The organism is Lysinibacillus sp. NPDC097162 (assembly GCF_044762185.1).
Taxonomy (GTDB): Bacteria; Bacillota; Bacilli; order Bacillales_A; family Planococcaceae; genus Lysinibacillus.
Genome location: NZ_JBIWDT010000001.1, coordinates 2083318 through 2100619 on the forward strand (window position 1 = coordinate 2083318; position 17302 = coordinate 2100619).

The 17302-nt window shown below is 35.9% G+C and carries 19 protein-coding genes; 11 read left to right on the forward strand and 8 right to left on the reverse strand.

Going from position 1 to position 17302, the window contains the following annotated elements; genetic code table 11:
- Positions 1-132 precede the first annotated feature (132 nt).
- The 4 genes from ACIQXW_RS10630 to ACIQXW_RS10645 all read left to right on the forward strand — a co-directional run bounded on the left by ACIQXW_RS10630 (position 133) and on the right by ACIQXW_RS10645 (position 2837).
- The gene (locus ACIQXW_RS10630; RefSeq protein ID WP_340823728.1) at positions 133-642 is read left to right on the forward strand and encodes a DUF1189 family protein; all 510 of its coding nucleotides are present in this window, start codon (positions 133-135) and stop codon (positions 640-642) included.
- Positions 643-695: 53 nt separating this feature from the next.
- On the forward strand, positions 696-1040 hold the full coding sequence (locus ACIQXW_RS10635; protein WP_402761867.1) for a hypothetical protein: 345 nt from the start codon (positions 696-698) through the stop codon (positions 1038-1040).
- Positions 1041-1136: 96 nt separating this feature from the next.
- Complete coding sequence (gene ispG / locus ACIQXW_RS10640) at positions 1137-2252, forward strand: flavodoxin-dependent (E)-4-hydroxy-3-methylbut-2-enyl-diphosphate synthase (RefSeq protein WP_340823725.1); 1116 nt, start codon at positions 1137-1139, stop codon at positions 2250-2252.
- 12 nt (positions 2253-2264) lie between these two features.
- Positions 2265-2837 carry a 5' nucleotidase, NT5C type gene (locus ACIQXW_RS10645; RefSeq protein WP_402761871.1) on the forward strand — a complete coding sequence of 191 codons (573 nt, stop codon included), beginning with the start codon at positions 2265-2267 and terminating at the stop codon, positions 2835-2837.
- 135 nt (positions 2838-2972) lie between these two features.
- Here ACIQXW_RS10645 and ACIQXW_RS10650 read toward each other — a convergent pair whose 3' ends face one another.
- A complete protein-coding gene (locus tag ACIQXW_RS10650; RefSeq protein ID WP_255313805.1) occupies positions 2973-3101 on the reverse strand; it encodes a hypothetical protein in 129 nt (42 codons plus the stop codon).
- 200 nt (positions 3102-3301) lie between these two features.
- Here ACIQXW_RS10650 and ACIQXW_RS10655 point away from each other — a divergent pair, with 200 nt between their 5' ends.
- From ACIQXW_RS10655 to ACIQXW_RS10680, 6 genes are all read left to right on the forward strand, one after another.
- Positions 3302-3787: a hypothetical protein gene (locus ACIQXW_RS10655; RefSeq protein WP_340826457.1), complete on the forward strand. Its 486-nt coding sequence runs from the start codon at positions 3302-3304 to the stop codon at positions 3785-3787.
- Positions 3788-3971: 184 nt separating this feature from the next.
- Positions 3972-4391: a MerR family transcriptional regulator gene (locus ACIQXW_RS10660; protein ID WP_340823720.1), complete on the forward strand. Its 420-nt coding sequence runs from the start codon at positions 3972-3974 to the stop codon at positions 4389-4391.
- 31 nt (positions 4392-4422) lie between these two features.
- Positions 4423-5751: a hemolysin family protein gene (locus ACIQXW_RS10665; protein ID WP_340826456.1), complete on the forward strand. Its 1329-nt coding sequence runs from the start codon at positions 4423-4425 to the stop codon at positions 5749-5751.
- 159 nt (positions 5752-5910) lie between these two features.
- On the forward strand, positions 5911-6315 hold the full coding sequence (locus ACIQXW_RS10670; protein ID WP_172772022.1) for a hypothetical protein: 405 nt from the start codon (positions 5911-5913) through the stop codon (positions 6313-6315).
- A 175-nt stretch (positions 6316-6490) separates the two neighbouring features.
- Positions 6491-6943, forward strand: a complete 453-nt coding sequence (locus tag ACIQXW_RS10675) for a helix-turn-helix transcriptional regulator (protein ID WP_340823719.1) — start codon at positions 6491-6493, stop codon at positions 6941-6943.
- A gap of 374 nt (positions 6944-7317) precedes the next feature.
- A complete protein-coding gene (locus ACIQXW_RS10680) occupies positions 7318-8052 on the forward strand; it encodes a metallophosphoesterase (protein ID WP_402761875.1) in 735 nt (244 codons plus the stop codon).
- A 39-nt stretch (positions 8053-8091) separates the two neighbouring features.
- Here ACIQXW_RS10680 and cyoE read toward each other — a convergent pair whose 3' ends face one another.
- A complete protein-coding gene (cyoE, locus tag ACIQXW_RS10685; protein ID WP_340823717.1) occupies positions 8092-9042 on the reverse strand; it encodes a heme o synthase in 951 nt (316 codons plus the stop codon).
- Between the two features lie 306 nt (positions 9043-9348).
- Here cyoE and proC point away from each other — a divergent pair, with 306 nt between their 5' ends.
- Complete coding sequence (gene proC, locus ACIQXW_RS10690) at positions 9349-10149, forward strand: pyrroline-5-carboxylate reductase (protein ID WP_340823716.1); 801 nt, start codon at positions 9349-9351, stop codon at positions 10147-10149.
- Between the two features lie 58 nt (positions 10150-10207).
- On the opposite strand, the gene ACIQXW_RS10695 is transcribed toward proC, so the two are convergent.
- From ACIQXW_RS10695 to ACIQXW_RS10720, 6 genes are all read right to left on the reverse strand, one after another.
- A complete protein-coding gene (locus ACIQXW_RS10695; protein ID WP_401017713.1) occupies positions 10208-10861 on the reverse strand; it encodes an alpha/beta hydrolase in 654 nt (217 codons plus the stop codon).
- 202 nt (positions 10862-11063) lie between these two features.
- The gene (locus ACIQXW_RS10700; RefSeq protein WP_340823714.1) at positions 11064-11621 is read right to left on the reverse strand and encodes a hypothetical protein; all 558 of its coding nucleotides are present in this window, start codon (positions 11619-11621) and stop codon (positions 11064-11066) included.
- Positions 11622-11720: 99 nt separating this feature from the next.
- Entirely contained in the window at positions 11721-12902 is a 1182-nt protein-coding gene (locus ACIQXW_RS10705; RefSeq protein WP_402761880.1) for an NAD(P)-dependent malic enzyme, read from the reverse strand.
- Between the two features lie 383 nt (positions 12903-13285).
- Positions 13286-15457: a bifunctional diguanylate cyclase/phosphodiesterase gene (locus tag ACIQXW_RS10710; protein WP_402761883.1), complete on the reverse strand. Its 2172-nt coding sequence runs from the start codon at positions 15455-15457 to the stop codon at positions 13286-13288.
- A 286-nt stretch (positions 15458-15743) separates the two neighbouring features.
- Positions 15744-16445, reverse strand: a complete 702-nt coding sequence (locus ACIQXW_RS10715; RefSeq protein ID WP_402761886.1) for a tetratricopeptide repeat protein — start codon at positions 16443-16445, stop codon at positions 15744-15746.
- A 201-nt stretch (positions 16446-16646) separates the two neighbouring features.
- A complete protein-coding gene (locus ACIQXW_RS10720; RefSeq protein ID WP_402761889.1) occupies positions 16647-17126 on the reverse strand; it encodes a thioredoxin family protein in 480 nt (159 codons plus the stop codon).
- Positions 17127-17302: the final 176 nt, after the last annotated feature.

The window sequence follows — 17302 nt, forward strand, 5'->3', positions numbered from 1 at the left end:
CAAAAAGTAAAGAATACCTTTAACTTCTTTACACAATGTTAACATTTTAGCATCGTATTCACAGATAAAGTTACTAATGTCCATATCTAGTCATTCCTGAACATGTTAGAATATCGTTTGGAGGAGATATAAATGAAACACTCACAATTATTTATCGATAGCTTAATACATCCTAAAAAACTAGCAGCCTATCGTTTACTACCTATTGGGAAAGTTATTCAATATACCTTTCTATTAATTACGATTGTTACAGTATTTTCTTTTGGGCGTTTTTCTGCTGATATGTCTATCAATACGATTGACATTAGCGGTATAACCGAATACATAGAACAAATAAAGTGGCTCTTATACCCTGTCACATTCATTATGCTGTTTGTAATGACAACAATGTTGATTTTTGGGCAAATTGCTCTCTATGCGTTAGCAGGATTATTTATTTTAAAAATCATGAAACGCCGTGGAGAATACCGCCATATTTGGCGCACAACAACATTCGCTATTACATGGGCCACTATTTTAAGTATGCTAGCAGAATACATTCCAAATGCCGCTACGATTATCTCGATCTTGTCTTTACTATTAACGATAACTCTATTAATCGTAGCCTTTACAAAATATCCAAAACAACCAATTTCAAAATAATAGGCATGATTCCCCTCTCTTCTCAATATAGTGTAGAAAAAGGAGGGGATTTTTTGCGTGCATTCTTATTAACCGTTGCAATCGTGCTTATCGCTTTTGTCGTTAAAGTAGATTTAACAGAAGGAACATTATCTCTTGCTGCCTTCTATCCAAAAGAAAGTCAAAATGCATTTTGTGAAAACCAACACGAACCTACTTACATCAGTGTACAAACGATTCAAGGCGATACGATACATAGCTTATTTGCACTACATCCTGCAAAAGTGCCGATGACCTTTCCAGAACGACTAGAGCTTTTTTATCAATTAAATCCACATTTACAATTACAAGCACTTGTACCAGGCGAAAATATTAAGCTTCCTCTCTCTTTTGAATTCGAAAATAAATGCGGAAAATGAAAAGTTAACGTTTCTTCCTTGTCCTTATTTTCTTACACTGATAAAATAAGTGTCAGTGACGGCTGAAAGTAGTGGCCCGAAAAGGAGAGAAAGTTAATGAGTGAAATATGTCACCGTTCAAAAACACGTCCAGTACGTGTCGGTAATTTAACAATTGGTGGTAGTAATGAATTATTCATTCAAAGTATGTGTACAACAAAAACACATGATGTCGAAGCAACAGTAGCAGAAATTCTTCGACTTGAAGAAGCAGGCTGTCAAATCGTTCGCGTTGCAGTCCCAGATGAACGTGCGGCTGATGCAATCGCAGAAATAAAGAAACGTATCCATATTCCATTAGTAGCTGATATTCACTTTGACTATAAATTAGCTTTAAAAGCAATTGAAAATGGTATCGATAAAGTTCGTATTAACCCAGGTAATATTGGGCGTAAAGAAAAAGTTGAAGCGGTTGTTACAGCAGCGAAAGCAAAAGGCATTCCTATTCGTATCGGCGTAAATGCTGGTTCACTAGAACGTCATATTCTTGAAAAATACGGCTATCCAACTGCAGATGGCATGGTAGAATCTGCATTACACCATATTAAAATTTTGGAAGACTTAGATTTCCACGATATTATCGTGTCGATGAAGGCATCAGACGTCAATTTAGCGATTGAAGCATATGAAAAAGCTGCAAAAGCATTTGATTATCCTCTACATTTAGGGATTACAGAATCAGGTACACTTTTTGCCGGTACTGTAAAATCAGCAGCTGGGCTTGGCGCCATTTTGTCAAAAGGCATTGGGAATACGCTTCGTATCTCTCTTTCTGCAGATCCTGTAGAGGAAGTGAAAGTTGCACGTGAGCTATTAAAATCATTTGGTTTAGCATCTAATATGGCGACATTGATTTCTTGCCCTACATGTGGACGTATTGAAATCGATCTTATCTCTATCGCTAACGAAGTTGAAGAATACATTTCAAAATTGAATGTTCCTTTAAAAGTTGCTGTTCTAGGCTGTGCAGTTAATGGTCCAGGTGAAGCACGTGAAGCAGATATCGGTATTGCTGGTGCGCGTGGTGAGGGGCTGTTATTTATGAAAGGCAAAACTGTCCGTAAAGTGCCAGAAGAAACAATGGTAGAAGAGTTGAAAAAAGAAATCGATAAGCTAGCTGCTGAAATGGTAGAAAAACGTGCGGCTGAAGAAGCAGCAAAAGCGAACGCCTAAGGAGGTGCTAGCATGACAAAGCCTCGTTTTGGAATCGATATTGACGGAACAGTAACATGTCCGAGTACACTCATTCCTCACATCAATAAGCAGTATAATGTAAATATTACGCTTGATGATGTATGCGAATATGATTTTTTATCAGCTTTCCCACATCCAGTAGATCGCACAGCATTCAACGCGTGGTTTAAGGAAAACGAGCCTTATATGTATGAAGTTTCGGAGGCCGCAAAAGATGCCAAAGAAATTTTAAGTGCTTGGCAAAATACTTATGAGTTATATTACATTTCTGCACGCGGTCAAAATGTATCAGATATTACGATGAACTGGTTTAAGTCACAGGCTATCCCATTTGATCATATTGAACTTATAGGGAGTCATGACAAACTAGCTTCAGCGAAAAAGCATAGTGTAGCAGCTTTCTTTGAGGATAAACATGATAATGCTGTGATGCTCGCTGAAGAATTAAAAATACCCGTGGTGTTATTCGACACACCATACAATCGACTTACTGTACCTGACAATGTTGTGCGCGTTTATAATTGGCAAGAAGCAAATCAATTTATCACTAATTACTTTAAGTAAAACTTATAAAAATTAAACAAAAGAGTCGTGTTTCCTTTGTGGAACACGACTCTTTTCAGATTGTTGCAATGCAAAACTTGTCTAAAAGTCGCCCATGGCAACACAACTGCTGTGACAAAGAAATTTATTGCACGTTTAAACTTCAAGAATCCCCCGTAACCAACGCTCCACAAAATTTTCAAAAGTTATCCCATAATTATCATATACTGCGTGATACACAAAATAAGTTCCTAATCGGTCGAGTATTTCATCATTAATTTTCATCCCAAAACGCTCCCCTTTCAAGTGGTAATTATTTAAAAATTCAGTCTATTAATTCTTTACCATCAAGCATACTTTGGAAAAGGCCGTATCGTTGAAAAAACGTCACAATCTGCCTCTTACATACCCTTTCTTCATAATTTTCTTTTCGTTAAGATAGTAGTAACAACTAGTGGAACTGGGGGGTACTCCTTGTGAAATGGATGACAAAACTTGCTATTGTTACATGCCTGTCTGTCTTACTTGCTGGCTGTGGTGATAGACTAACTGAAATTAAAGATGCCTTTTCTGGCATTAACTCAGCGGCTGATGCAGCAGCTAGCGCAGTTAGCCAAGATGTGCATGCAATAAGAGCACTTACAATTAATTACAATGACGAATCCTTTACTATTAATGACCTATTTAAAACTATTTTACGTGACATACGCTGGGAATATGACGGCAAAAAAAACGAGCTTCATGTCCAAGGCACTTGGCAAGCACCGTTATTCTCTGAACAAGCTTGGGATGACCATATGCAAAAACAGCTTGCTGAGACGGGTTTGGTAACCGTTATTTGTGTAATCCAAGACGATCAAATTGATAGCTCACAGACAGAAGTAACGCTTGTATTCAATCAAGAAAAGATACTACAATTAAGTGGTGATGATGCCCTTCATCATCTATATGATACATATTTAAAAAAATAATTCTTATAGCTTTTCTGACGATTATCGTTAAGAAAAGCTATTTTTATGTAGAGTAACTCCATTTGCATGACCTTACCTCAACAAATTCCAATGACACAAATTAATCTTACAATTTAGAAATATTAAAGCTTATTATTTGAATGCTAGTAAACCATCACGTTATAATCAAAGTATCACGTGATGGTTGGGAGGTCATTGCATTGGGACAGAAAAACTAAAAATTGGTGAGCTTGCTCAAAAAACAGGCATTACAAAAAGAACAATTGATTATTATACAAATTTAGGCCTGTTGGAGGCAGAACGTTCCGAGTCAAACTATCGCTTTTACGACCCTGCCATGATTGATCGACTTTATTTTATTGAACAGCGTAAACAAGAAGGGCTTTCACTAGGAGAAATACAAAACGCACTCAATATTACTAGTTATGAAGAAATCGATGTTCAAATGCTACGTTTAAAAATGCAAGATTTAGAACATGATGTATCATCTTTACTTGAACAAATGAACAATCAAGACAATAAAAATATTCAATCAATTAAAAAAAATGTTTCACCTGAAAGTATTGCACTTATGCAATCTTTATTATTACTTATTAATACCTAGGAGGTGACGTTCTGTTTTGCAGAACGACTATTTGGAGACCATACTGAATTTATCAATTTTCACGATTTTATTAGCGTTAACCGCGTTTTTCGTCGCAACGGAATTTTCAATTGTAAAAATGCGTTCCTCTAGGCTTGACCAATTAATCGCAGAGGGCAATAAAAATGCCATTCCCGCGAAGCATGTTGTCAATCACTTAGATGAATACCTATCCGCCTGTCAGCTTGGCATAACGATAACAGCACTTGGTATCGGGATGGTAGGAGAAAAAACCTTTGAATTTATGCTGCACCCATTATTTGAAATAATCGGAATTGCTGATAAGTATATACCGATTTTCACAATTGGTACCGCTTTCGCTATCGCTACTTTTTTACATGTTGTCGTTGGTGAATTGGCGCCAAAAACAGCAGCTATCCAAAAGACGGAAAAGATTGCATTACTTTTTGCTAAACCGATTATCGCTTTCTATAAATTGATGTACCCATTCATTTGGTTTTTGAACGGATCAGCACGTATTCTTCTAGGCTTCTTCGGCATGAAGCCAGCAAATGAGCACGAGATATCACATACGGAAGAAGAATTGCGCTCATTGCTATCTGAAAGTTTTAAAAGCGGTGAAATCAATAAAACTGAGTTAAAATTCGTTAATAATGTCTTTGAATTTGACGAGCGTATTGCTCGTGAAATTATGGTTCCCCGCACAGAAATTGCAGGCATTGAAAAAAACGAAACCTTCACCAATATTATTCATTTTATCGCCGCTGAAAAATATACTCGCTACCCTATTTATGATGGTGACCGAGATAATATTTTAGGGTTTATCAATGCAAAAGAATTATTTACCCATGGTCTACTTGAACAATTAACGGATGATTCTTTTGTGCTTGAAGATTTTATTAACCCTGTTATTCGTGTAATAGAAACGACACCTATTCAACAATTACTTGGCCGCATGCAAAAGGAACGCATTCATATGGCTATTTTAATGGACGAATATGGTGGTACTTGCGGGCTTGTCACAGTTGAGGATATTTTAGAAGAAATCGTTGGAGAGATTCGTGATGAGTTTGACGATGATGAAATTGCTGAAATTCGAAAAATAAGTAACAATCATTATATTTTGAATGCCAAAATGCTTGTAGAAGATGTAGAAAATTTACTACAAATTTCACTAGATACAGATGATGTAGAAACACTCGGTGGTTGGTTCTTAACCGTGAATAATGGCATTAGAGCTAGTAAAAACATCGAGCTGGAACAATATGTATTTAGCATTTATGAACAACGTGGTCATCAGCTTCACTATATCGAAGTACGTCCGCTCCAAAAAGCTGCCCCTGTTACAACAGAAAGTTAACTGGACAATTTCCCTTCGTTAGAAGCATCAAATGGCAATCAAAACTTAAGATAAATAAGGCTATACTAGTATTTCTATATACTTTTTGACTCATTCCATTATTAGCCATATTTATATATAATGTTTATATAAATGATTTTATTTTCAGGGGGCAATGTTATGAAACTTTTTAAACTTTATCATTCAGACGGTATCCACATTATTACCGATGTCAAAAAACATAAGACAAATATCGAATTAAAAACGATTACAGGAGAAATTTTATATATTATCGTTGTAACTGACGAAAACTATACAGTATACGATGACCGCTTCGCTGGCGCTTCAAAGCAGTTAAATTCTGTTGAGGCATTTGATATTGATGGAAGCTTCAGAAGCCTTGACTTTGATAATATGCGCTCATTATTCAAAGAAGCATTTACGAAACTATTACAAGAAATCGCTGAGTGTGTAAATGATGGAGACGAGCTAGTTGATCTTGATACATTACGCCATAAAGTAAGTGCGCAAATTAAAGGAATCCATTTCCGTGTTATTTCTGACACAAAAAAATATGAATATTAATTGCCTGTTATCACAATCAACAGACTGCTCAATGAGAAAAATTCTCCTTTGAGCAGTCTTTTTCTTTCGCTCCGTATTCTATTACCTTTTTAAATGCTAGCTCCCCAAATCTTCGCACTACTATTTTGACTTTCATGTATAATGGAGCGTAACAACCTGATGAAAGGATGTTTGCATGAATCGTGAACAACTAATTTCCCTCATTTCAGAGAAACTAAAATTAATTCGAACAGAAAAAACATTAACGCAAGACCAAATGAGCAACCTATTAGGGCTTTCAAAAAAAACACTCGTGCAAATTGAAAAAGGTCGCATTACAACAGGCTGGACCACTGCAGTTGCTGTATGTGCACTATGTCGTGAAAGTTCAATTTTACAGCATGAGCTAGGCGGGGATCCCCTTGAGGTTGTTGACTTAATCGCCAATAATGGCACTTTACAACCAAAGGAAAAAACGATGGGCGGATACATATGGTGGAAAAATGTAAACGAGTGGAAAGGCTATCGTTTACAACAAAATGTGATTAGTCAACATTATCGAATTTTAGATACCGACAACTACCGCTTACTTTCAACCTTTGACGAAAGTATCGCGGAGCAAGAATGGAACAAAATTAAAAATAGTTAAATTCTAATTTGAATATAAATCCCTATTCCCGAGGAGGTTTATATTCAAATTATATTTCACAACAAAAATCTAAGGAACATCTAGAATACTTTTTATTTGCCATCAACGCTTGCACTACCACAATTCCTCCCCTCATTTATTGCAAATCTATAGACAAACGATTAAATGCTCAAACTCTCTCTGACATAAGATAAAAGAAGGCGATAATTTGCAGAAGATGCTTTATCGTATGAACATAATTCTCTAAAATGGTTACTTATCTAAAAATGTTTCAGGTATTTTTGCCGTCATTACTAAATGAGAAAAGTCGAATTTTGTAAGATTAATCTCTATAATGAAATGTAACGCCTGTTTTACTGGAAAGGATGCTTTTTATGACACGTATACTAGCAATTAGTGATATACATGGGGAACTAGAACTTTTGGAAGAATTATTGCTAAAGGTAAAGTTCGATGCCACACAAGATGAACTATTTTTACTTGGAGATTATATTGATCGAGGTCCTGCTTCTTGTGGTGTTTTAAATATAGTTGCGGAATTACAAGCAACTGGGGTACGCGTACTACTAGGAAATCATGAAACTATTATGCTAAAAGCCTGTCGTACAGGGACTCCAAAAGCTTGGAATCATTGGACTTCACTCTGTGGTGGAGATGCAACACTTGCCAGCTATGGCTATCATGTGGAAGATTTTGAAGATGCTATTGTCAGCAATACATTACCTAGTTACATTCAAACATTACCGAAGCTTGAAGAACATTTACAACTTATAGAAACTTTTGAAACGTATATAGAGTTAGAAGATGCAATTTTTGTCCATGGTGGTGTTGTGCCGGGCGTAGCATTGGCTGACACAGATCCTTTACAACTTATATGGATTCGAGAAGAATTTCATACAGGCTATGATGGAGAGAAAACGGTGATTTTTGGCCATACCCCTACTTATAAGTTGCATCAGGACCCAACAAATTACGATGTTTATTTTGGTGACAATAATATTATCGGCATAGATGGTGGTGCTGTATTTGGAGGGAAGCTTCACGCTTTCGAATGGCCGCACCGTCAATTTACATCTGTTGAAAGTGAAAAGCCAACAAGCTTAGAATAACTTGTTGGCTTTTCTATTTAGTTTTACCTATAACAACAGTTAATATAGTTTAAATATAACCCCAGCTAGCGAATAAATAATAACTGTTGAGAAGAGGATTGTCATATGCAAAAGTGAGAATACAAACATTTTTGTCGCCCACTTCTCTTGATTTTTATTGCTATGATAACCGTATATACTCATTGCAAGCCATGCGACACTTAATATTAGTGCGACAAGCATAATACCCTTACTTAAAGAACCAAATAAAAAGCTAGATAATATTAGCAATATTAAATAAAAGTTCGTTTGGTAATAAGTACGACGCATCCCTTTTATTACAGGTAACATTGGAACACTGGCCGCTTCATAATCTGCATGCTTTCGAATAGCAATCGCATAAAAGTGTGGCATTTGCCATATGACCATGACAAAAAAGAGACCCATTAAAGCTGGGTGTGTAATATCTGAAGATACAGCCGCCCAACCAATTAAAGGTGGTACAGCGCCTGATATACTCCCTACTTCGGTATTATAAATTGTGCGACGTTTTGTCCACATAGTATACGGTACAACATATAAAAAGACACCAATAAAACCAAATAATGCAGCTAGTGGTGAAGCTAATGCTAATACACCTACTCCAACAATTAGCATAACAATTGCTAAAATCATCGTTGTTTTTGCTGACATTTCGCCTGTTACTGTAGGACGATTTTTTGTACGTGGCATAATGGCATCTATATCACGGTCATACACGTTATTAAACGCACCGGCAGCACCGATAACAAGTGCTGAACCAACTGTTGCAAAAATGATTTCTGGTATATTGTCCAAAAGCGTCATTTTATTTTTATACATCCCTAGCGTTAAGCCAGCCCACATAGGAATTAAATTGGATTTTATAATACCTGTTTTAACTGTTTGTGCTAAAACATTAGAGAGCGAGTGTTTCTCTATTGTCTTTTCTACAGTCTGTGGATTTTGATCCGTTTTTAGATTTTGTTCCATTCCTCTTAATTCCTTTTCTATTATAATTTCTATATGCGTCCTTCGATAGAAAGAGACATTTTTTGCATTCAACATATCAAATTATTATTTTACCCCTTTTAGGGCAGCTATGTCTCAAAGTTCACATAAAGTACATGATTTCATGAATGAAATAGGTTTAAGCCAAATCACAACTTCTTCTATGATACCACCGACTAGCATGAATTTGAACCTAATTGCCTTCTTTCCTGCATAATGCTATTCAAGAAAAACAATCTGCTCTATACTAATAGGTATGTTCTATTTAATTGAAGGAGTGTCTAACACGTGAAATACGGATTTATTGGTCTAGGTAATATGACCACAGCCATTATAAAAGGAATGTGCAATAGCGGAGATTTTGATTCCTCTTATATATATGGCTATAATCGCACAAAATCTAAAACAACTAAACTTGCTACCTCTTATGGCATACAAGCGACAACTTCTATCGAGGAACTGATGGTAAATTGTGATGTCATTATTTTAGGTGTAAAACCACAAATGCTACCTGATGTTTTGCCAGAAGTTAAAAACCATTTACAAGAAAAGCACATGATTGTATCCATTGCTGCTGGTAAAAATCTCAACTACTTCCAAGGCTACCTTTCAGAGTCCACTCCAATTATTCGCGTTATGCCAAATATCAATGCCCTAATTGGCGCATCAACAAGTTGCTACACTACAAATGAGCAGGTGACAGATTCACAACTTCGACTCATCACAACATTATTTGAAACAATTGGCACGATTATTGAAGTACCTGAACACTTATTCTCCATCTTTACGACAATAGGTGGGGCTTCACCCGCTTTCACCTATATGTATATTGATGCATTAGCTCGAGCAGCTGTGCGCGAAGGTATGCCTAAAAATATGGCACTTGATATAGCAGCGAACGCTGTATTAGGCAGTGCGAAAATGATCTTACAATCAAAAGAACACCCATGGGCACTTGTCGATCAAGTATGCTCTCCAGGTGGAACGACAATTCAAGGCGTATCTTCACTGCAAAGCAATCATTTCGAAACGACAATCCACGATGCAGTTGCGGCTGTAACGGATAAGGACCGCAGTCTTTCTAAATAAAGCATAAATTTTAAAAGGCATCGAGAAATTTATTCCCGATGCCTTTTATTTTCTATCGTTACTGCATATTCTCTTGTAATTGTTGTGTTAAAAACATCACTATATCTTGTCTGTTTTCCGGCGTAACACCATGTCCATCTGGATATTGCTTGAATGAAACAGATGCACCGAATTGCTCAAATAGTTCCTTGCTTTCAACACCCCATTGAGATGGAATCACATAATCATAATCGCCATGAGAAATAAAGGCATGTAGATGATTAACTGTACGAATTGCATACTCCTCAGTGACAAATTTAGGCGTGTATCCGCTCAATGCTACAATACCTGTAATTAAATTGCCCATAACAAAAGCTAATGACTGTGCCAATACCGCACCTTGACTAAATCCAAGTACATATACTTTGTGAGGGTCAATTTGAAACTCTTCAATAGCTTCTAACATAAAGCGTTGAAGAGCAATTAACACTTTGTCAAAAATAGCTCGATCTGGTTTTCCAACTTCCTGAATTGTGAAAAAGGCATAACCAGGCTTTTGTGTGATAGGACCTCTTACGCTAATTATATGACATTGATCTTGAAATTCTTGTACTAATTGCGGTAGATCCTCTTCATTACTACCCATGCCATGCAAAAGAAAAATAGCTGGATATTTTTTAGTCGGGTCCATATTTGTTGGTTGTGTATGTTTATATGTGAATGGTGTATTCATGGACATAATTCCTTTCAAGTAAACTCAGTCCTATTTTATCATATTGCGCGATTATCCTGCACAGATGTTGTTTTTATAAACGATTATTTCTGGCTTTCTAAAACGTAAAAATCCACTTCGCTTTCCGCAGGCACACACATAAGCCGCAGGAGTCTCCGTGGATTTTCACTTGGTTACTAGAATTGTTTGAGTGCCTGGCACTTTATTTTAAGTTTGTTTTTGAAATAAGCCCGTCCGTATGATAGGCTATATAACCGTTAATGATGCGCAGTGTTTCCTGTGGATTAGCGTCAAATAATACTTTTGATTGCGCAGGCGTGGATACAAGTACTGTTAGTAAATCCATGCGCATCGAATGTCCTGCAGAGCTATATGCGTAATCATAGATAATATCTTCTTCTGATAAGCCATCTGTTTCATATTGTTGATGAAACAACTCTTTTGCCATCTCCATCCGTTCAGCTACTTGCTGACGAATCCGCATTTGATGCATGAGCAATTCCTCTTCCAGTACTGCAGGTTTTAACCATTGTTTTTTCTCTAGCATATTGATAAGCTCATTTTCCCAAACTTGTTCATTATCAGTGAAATACAGCATATTCACCATTAGCATATCCCAAAAATCCGTTTTAGATAATGCTGATTGACGTTGCATCTCAATCGTCTGATTAAAGTGCTGCTCGACCTTTTCAATGTTCATATTTCGTACTAAATGATGACATACATTTTCAATAAATTTATTCGCTACTTCTTGTGCCATGATAAAAACCCGTCCTTATCTCAACAAATCATTTCTTCCCTATCATACCATGATTGTTGAATAGAAAGAAATGGACAACGTTTAGGTTTGGCTATGGTGTTATTGGAATAATACTGATACGCCTGATTCAATTGCTGCATCACTAACAGCTTTTGCAACAACGCTTGCTACGCGCTCATCCATTGATTTTGGGATTATAAATTCTTCTTTTAATTCTTTTTCAGATACTAATGATGCAATAGCATCTATTGCAGCTATCTTCATTGCCTCGTTTATATCTGTGGCGCGAACATCCAATGCACCTCTGAAAATCCCAGGAAATGCTAACAGATTATTCACTTGATTAGGGTAATCCGAGCGACCAGTCGCCATGACACGAACGCCCCATGCTCTCGCATTTTCATAGGTGATTTCTGGATTAGGGTTTGCTAGGGCAAAAACAATCGGATTTTTGTTCATTGACTCGATATGACCTTTTGTTAATAAATTGGCTACAGATACACCAATAAAAACATCACTTTCTGCAATGGCATTCTCTAATGTCCCTTTTAAATTTAGCGGGTTTGAGATTTTTGCAATTTGGTCTTTGATGACATTCATCCCTTCCTTACGACCATTATAAATAATCCCCTTTGTATCACACATTACTACATTTTTATATCCCAATTGTATTAACATGCGCAAAATCGCAATTCCCGCAGCACCAGCCCCATTAATGACTACCTTCATGTCCTCTAGTTTTTTGTTAACAATTTTCATTGCATTAACTAAGCCCGCTCCTACTACAATCGCAGTTCCATGCTGATCGTCATGGAATACTGGAATATTACATTCTTGACGAAGACGATTTTCAATTTCAAAACATCTTGGTGCTGAAATATCTTCAAGATTAATGCCACCAAAAGTTGGAGCGATTGCCTTAACAGTCCTTACAATTTCATCAACATCCTTAGTTGCGAGACAAATAGGGAATGCATCAATATTTGCAAAACGCTTTAGCAAAATTGCTTTCCCTTCCATTACAGGTAATGCCGCTTCTGGGCCGATATCACCTAAACCTAGAACTGCAGTCCCGTCCGTAACAACGCCAACTAGATTTCCTTTAATGGTGTAATCGTATACTGCTTGGGGATTTTTTTGGATTTCAATACATGGTTGTGCAACGCCAGGTGAATAAGCTAGACTTAAATCATATGTATCCTGTACTGGCACCTTAGCAACAATCTCCATTTTCCCTCGTGCTTCCTTGTGCAACTCTATTGCTTTTTTCATAATATCCATCGTCAAATCTCCAATCTTTCATTCCTTATCCTGCAATACATTTATCTCGTAAACTCCGCTATAATTTTACAAATAGCATTCGTTATAGTACTAACCAAAATTATATTTTTAATACAAAATGCATTCGTTTGCTCTTTATGCCTTTTATTGAATCGATTGAAGCAAAAAGGTTGTGTCTCCTGCTTAGAAAAAATTCAGGTACCTCTTACTGGTGTTCCGGCAGAAAGCATGCGCCGTAGCGGGTATCAACAGCAAAAAAAGTGCTAGATTGATTGCAGTCAATCTACCACTTTTTTCTATTGTTCTAGCGGCATGTTGTTTGAAGTGTCGCCCTCTTCAACCAACATGCATAATCTATTAATATGTTTTTATTTTACGCGAAACTACACATGTAATTTCTCTAAAATATTTTGTGCATTATGTTGAAGCATTTGATAGTTTTCTTGCAAAAAGGCTGGGTGTAATGGCTTGCTAAATAAAAAGCCTTGTACTGTTTCACAATGACCAGCTAATAAATAATTAAGCTGCTCTACTTCCTCAATACCTTCGGCAACTACCTTTAAACGGAGATGCTTAGCCATTGATAATATCATATCGACTAAAGCCTTATCTGTATCATCGCTTTGAATTTTTTGGACGAAGGAACGATCAATTTTTAAGCAATCAATTGGAAAATCCTTTAAATAGGATAATGATGAGTAACCAGTACCAAAATCATCTACAGCAATCGTTACACCAAGCGCCTTTAATTGATGTAAAATCATTGTCATATGATCTATATTGATCGTCATACTTTCGGTAATTTCTAATTGTAAATATTTTGGATCTAATTCTGTTTGTTCAAGGACTTGCTCAATCATCTCCACTATATTTTGTTGAAACAATTGTCCTAATGAAAGATTGACTGCTACTTTGATGGGTGGTAACCCTGCTCGCTCCCACTCCTTCACTTGCTTACATGCTGTTTCTAACACCCATTGTCCAATCGGAATAATGATACCTGACTCCTCCGCAATCGGAATAAAGACGCCTGGTGAAATCCTCCCTTTGCGAGGATGTTGCCAACGGACTAATGCCTCAACAGATAGAATTTGCCCAGTTTGCAAATCAACCTGTGGCTGATACTCCAGTAATAACTCATTATTTTCTATTGCATGATGTAAATCATTTTCTAAAATAAGTTTCTCGGTAATATCGCTCGACATTGAAGTTTCATAAAATAATATGCGTGAAGGCACTTTGCTAGCTTCATGCATCGCATAAACAGCAAACCTTACGAGCTCCTCTTCCTTATAGGCATCTGATGGGAATAAAGATATCCCGATATTTAAATTCCCATTCAATGAAAAATGTTGGATTTGGAAAGACTCCAACATGGCCACCTGTAGCTGTTTACAAAGCTGCATAATACGTTGTGTATTTTTCGCATCATCAATAAAAACGATAAAACAATCTTCTCGTAACATACTTAGTAAATACTTTTCAGGTAAGGTATCCTTCAGCCTTTGTGCCACCATACTGAGCAATTTATCTGCATATGAACTGCCCAGTGAAGCTTTAATCGCTGAAAACCGTTCGATTTCTACAGCCAAAATAGCCTTATTGCCTTTGGTTTTGTATAAATTTTTTTGTAGTGATTCCATTAAAAATCGTTCATTTGGTAAATTTGTAACCTCATTATGATAAGCCATGTAATGCATCTTTTCTCTAGATTTCTCTAGATTTTTTTGCATTTCTAATAATTCTCGAAATGGCTTTTCTATAGAGGAAAAATAAACTGCTTTAAAAAGAAGATAAAATGAGCTCAATTGAAAAATATGTCCTATAAAGTTTTTAATATCGTAGACGTCCTTATATATTGTAAAAAGAATATCACTAATTATTAAATAAATAGCACTCCCTAGTAATAGAAAAATGATTTTAGGCGCATTGTTGAATTTTTTTAATAATATGATCATGATAGCGATATGACATACAATTGCGACATACTGCAATGAATTTTTCAAAGCTGTTGGACCAACACCATCAATAACAAGTGGTGGAAGTATAGGATTCGGCGCATATATCAGCATAACTAAAGCAACAATCACAAATAATGGCGTACTGTAAATAAACCATCGATATGTATTTTTTCGAATAGTTCTTTCCTTTAGACAAAAAATGCCTAGTATTCCACAGGACAATACCAATCTACCAATTATATAAAACCATGTGGCGGCATAACTAGAACTCTCCGTAATAAAAAATGGCATTCCTTTATAAGCAAGTGCGTGTGCCACCTCAATAAAACTACATGTTAAAAATAAAGCACCTATGTATAAAGTTTTATTAGATAATATATAAGGTGTCGTTAACCACGACTGTATTGCAATTGTCATTGTTACAACAATAATAAGAATTTCCATTAGCAAATGAATTGAAACATAATTATGCTTTCCGAAAATCGCGTAAAATTCTTCACTCCAGTAACCGATAATTAGCAAAATAACAATGGAGTATATAATGAATTGAATCCCTTGCCTCAAAAAAGAATATTGTTTATTTAATTCCCACAAGATGACCCCTACCTTCTCTTTGCCCATAAGTAATTCATTATTTATATATAATTTAAAGCTAATATTCTACTAATAGATTACCATGATATACCTAAATTTCAATCAAAAGAAAATTTTGTTTATAGTCTTTATTGAGTAACGATGAAAATTTAATAGGATTACTAAATTCCTATTATAACCCGCTTTAATATTAGTATTTTTCCATTAAAAATAGAAAGACCGAAGGCAACTCGAATTTTCCGAGTTTGTCTTCAGTCTTAAAAAAAGAATGTGATTATGCATTAGTTTATGAAAATACATAACTATCCATATTATCAATTGTATTTTGAATAGCCTCTTTTAAAGAACGCTGTTGCTCGTCGCAAGTAGCAATCCCTTCTTCTAATGCAATCGCTGCATTGGCCATAAAGGGAGCCATCTGTAAATCTTTTGCAAGTTGAATCAGTACAAGTGCTTTATTCCACTTCCAGCGTGCATTCATTGGATCTAAATTAATGGCTTGTTCCAAATAACCAAGCGCATCAAAAGGCATCCAGCCAAAACGATGCATTGTTTGACCTGTTATTCCCCAGTATAAAGCTTTGTTCGGATTTTCTTTAACTGCTTGTTTGAAGCAATGGACACTTTCATTATAATGATGTGCAAATAAAAATAACTCACCCTGTGTAAAAAATGATTGTGCTTTTTCAATTGCTGTCCCTGTTTTAGCTATTTCCTCAAGCTCTTTAACACGCTTCGAAAAGGCAGCTTCATCTTTTAGAGCACGTATTTCTACAACGGCATCGGATTCAGGGTAACTTTCATTCGCACGTTCCTTATGCTGTAATTCTTCTAAAAGTGTTGGCTTGGGGAATGTGGCAAAGTCGTATTCCTCTAGTAAAGTTATATATTTAATAGCTAAGGCCTTTTCTGGTCCTTCTGTTACTTGCAAAGCAGCTTCATAACATTTCATCAGCTCTCCATTATAAAAGTAATCATCCATTGTCATACAAATTTCCTCCAGTTTAAAACTTTACAGTCTTTATAATATACATTATACATATTCCGTATCGTAAACAAACTATGTTTTATTTAAAATGCCCCACTTCCATCACTAAGCGTGTTCGTGAGCTCACCTTATATTAGAATGTACCAATTCTATAAAAAAGAGACTGTCCAATATTTCCTTTGGATCAGTCTCTTACATGCTTTATTTTTTTAACACTTCTTTATCTAAGAAAGAGCGTAAATCTTGTTCTGCTATAGCACCTACAAAGCGTGCTGCTTCCTTACCATCTTCAAAACGAATGAAAGTTGGTGTTGCTTCAATACCATACTTATCCCATAGATCTGTATATTCATATACGTTTAATTGAGCAACGTTTACACCAAGTTCATCTGCAATCGGCATTAATACAGGTGTAAATGCTTGGCAGTGTACACAAACTGGACTAAAGAAGTATGCGTTCACATCTTCTCCTGCTTTAATTTTCTTTTCTAGCTCATCTGGTAACATTATATTTTGATAGTTTTTATCATCTAATTGATCGATTGTTTCTTGTGTTAACTTTTTGTCACCATACGGATTATTTGCACTAGCAAGTTTGTTTTTGTTCGATACATTTGTAAGCACAATGATTGCTGCAAATAATACAACAATAACCGAACCAATAATTAGTAATTTTTTCAATTAAACTCCTCCATTTTCACACAAAAATGTCCTACTTTTAGTGTATTTGGGATTGATTATAAAGTGTTTTTAGAACCTAGTAAACTAATTAGTCTTTCATATTAAATTTTCCAACTATTCAAACATAATTCAGTGCATTTATGGAAACATACTACTATAAGCTCAAAATGAATTTG